This window comes from Dendronalium phyllosphericum CENA369 (assembly GCF_016056275.1).
Classification (GTDB): Bacteria; Cyanobacteriota; Cyanobacteriia; order Cyanobacteriales; family Nostocaceae; genus Dendronalium; species Dendronalium phyllosphericum.
On sequence record NZ_JAECZA010000163.1, the window covers coordinates 1 to 2674 of the forward strand.

Annotated in this window: 1 protein-coding gene; it reads right to left on the minus strand. The window is 42.0% G+C overall.

Annotated elements, in window-relative coordinates; translation table 11 throughout:
* A partial coding sequence (locus I8752_RS21810; RefSeq protein WP_214434374.1) for a condensation domain-containing protein occupies positions 1-2674 on the minus strand: 2674 nt, incomplete at both ends.

Here is a 2674-nt window from a genome sequence, read left to right on the forward strand (position 1 = left end):
CAGGTGTAGGGGTGTAGGGGTGTAGGGGTGTGAGAGAATCAATGTAAATACGAGTCAGATTTTCTGAGCGTTCTAAAGAATTATCTAACCAAGATTGAGTCAGAACGATTTTTGCTTGGCTTTGTTCGAGTAAGTATGTTTGTCGTTCTGGTGGTAATTCGGGATCGATGGGGAGATAAGCCGCACCAGCGATTAAAATTCCTAGTACAGCAACAATTTGCTCCCAACCTTTTTTCATGACAATGGCGATTGCATTGTTGCTGGTTGCTCCCATTTTTCGCAGTTGAGATGCCAATTGCAGAGCGTGTTGGTATAATTCCTGATAAGTTAGGGTACGCTCTGGGGTGATGACTGCTGGAGAATCAGCTTGGATTTGCACTTGCTTAATAAACAAACTGTGCAAAGTTTCCTCAGAAATGGGTGCGGTGGGATAATTTGCAAGTGTAGGTTGTTGTAATTCTCCCTGACTTTCGCTCCAAATAGCATCTGAGGTAATTAGTCGTTGGAGCAAATCGCAGTAAGCAGCAAACATCTCATCCAGCAAACCTGGGGGGAAAAGTTCTTCCACCGCATCCCAGTTAAATATTAAAGTCCCATTTTGCTCTCTCAGTTGATTATCTAACCAAACTTGCGGGGTTTGACTGATACTGTAAACGAGTTCGCCTAACTGACTTAATATTGATGTATCCTGACCAAGTGATTCTAAACCCAGTGTACTAGTAAATACCACTGGCATAAATTGGTAACTTTGGCGTTGACGGCTAAGTTCTCGTTGTACCTGCAAACCACTAACATAACCGTTATCTAAATCTTGCCACAGTTGTTGCTGTAATTGTTGAGCGTGGTTGCTAAAGCTTTGAGGAACTGAGCGATCGACTTCCAAAAGTGTCAAAGATGTAAAGTCTCCGACAATCTCATTGACTTGGGGATGTAAAGGTAAACGCTTAAACAGTGTGAGATTAATCGTAAACTTAGGATTTTTGCTCCATTGACTGAGGATTTCTGCAAAAGCAGCCAGTAAAACTCCAGAAGGAGTTAAGTTAAATTGTTGAGCGCGATTTTGTAATTTGCGCCATTGTTCTGGAGACAGTTGAGAACTGCGACGTTGAAACCGAGGATTGGTAATGGAATTAGGATTTTTCGCTAGGGGTAATTCTGGTGCTGGTGGTAAGGTATCTAGTCGGTTAAACCAATATTCTTGAGAACGTTGATATTGGGGTGTATTTTTTAAAGTTGATTCCCCAAGCACATAATCGCGGAAGGAAAGTTCTAAGGGTGGTAATACAAACTCAGAATTATTATATAAATCTAACCACTCCCGCATCAGCATAAACACACTCCAAGCATCAGCAATCAAAGCATCAAAACTCAGGTGGAGTCTGGTACGCTGTTCATCTATGGGTGTAGCTCGAATTCTAAATAAAGGCCATTGATCCGCAGGTAAGACTTCATGGGACATCTGCTCGCGCATCACCTCTAAATCTTGCAAATCCAAAACTTCGATTTCATAAGCCGGTACTGTTGGGAGAATTTGCTGTTGACCATCTGGTAAGATAACAGCGCGGAGCATATCGTGACGTAGGATGAGTTTTTGCCAAGCTTGATTTAATCTTGTTAAATCTAGGCGATCGCAATCTAATTCTAAATAACCATGAGCAGCAATATTCCCCAATTCAAAAGCTTCATTGCGTCCTAACCAATAAGCTTGTTGAATATCGGTGAGGGGAAAAGGTTGATATAGCTGTTGTGGATTTGGGACAATTATTGGTAAATCAACTGAAGATTCTGTCTGTGTGAAAGATGTCAGTGCTTCACTCAATCCAGCCACCGTGGGAGATGTTAACAAAGAGCGTAGCGGTAACTCAATATTGAAGGTTTGTTGTAATCGAGCAATAACTTGAGTCGCCAGTAGGGAATGTCCCCCCAATTCAAAAAAGTTATCGTGAATGCCTACTTGTGTGAGTCCCAAAACAGCAGCGATAATATTAGCGATCGCTTCTTCGGTTGCGGTGCGCGGTGGAACAAAGTTTACTTGTCGATTCTGTTCCATATCTGGAATTGGTAAAGCACGCCGATCTACTTTACCGTTGGGGGTTAAAGGTAAAGTTTCCAGAATGGCGATCGCACTGGGAATCATATAATCAGGTAACTTCTGTTTGAGAAAGTTACGCAATTCACTAGTTGTTAATGATTGTTGTCCAGAAACAATATATGCAACTATAGATTTATTGTCAGTTTGTAGTTCTCGAACCATCACCACTGCTGCTTGAACTTGGGGATGACTACTCAAAACAGCTTCAATTTCCCCTAGTTCAATTCGGAAACCCCGAATCTTCACTTGATCGTCAATTCGACCGAGTAGTTCAATATTACCGTCAGGAAGATAACGCGCTAAATCTCCTGTTTTGTAGAAGATAGGGGTGTAAGGGTGTGGGGGTGTAGGGGTGTGGGGGTAGAAGGGATTAGGGATAAATTTTTCTTTGGTTAAATCAGGACGATTTAAATAACCTTGAGCCAAACCAGCACCACCAATATATAATTCACCCGCAACCCCAATGGGAACTAATTGCAGATATCGATCTAAAATATAAACTTGCGTGTTCGCAAATGGACGACCAATAGGAACCAACCCACTTCCTAATTTCCCAATCCCCAGTCCCCAATTCAAAATACG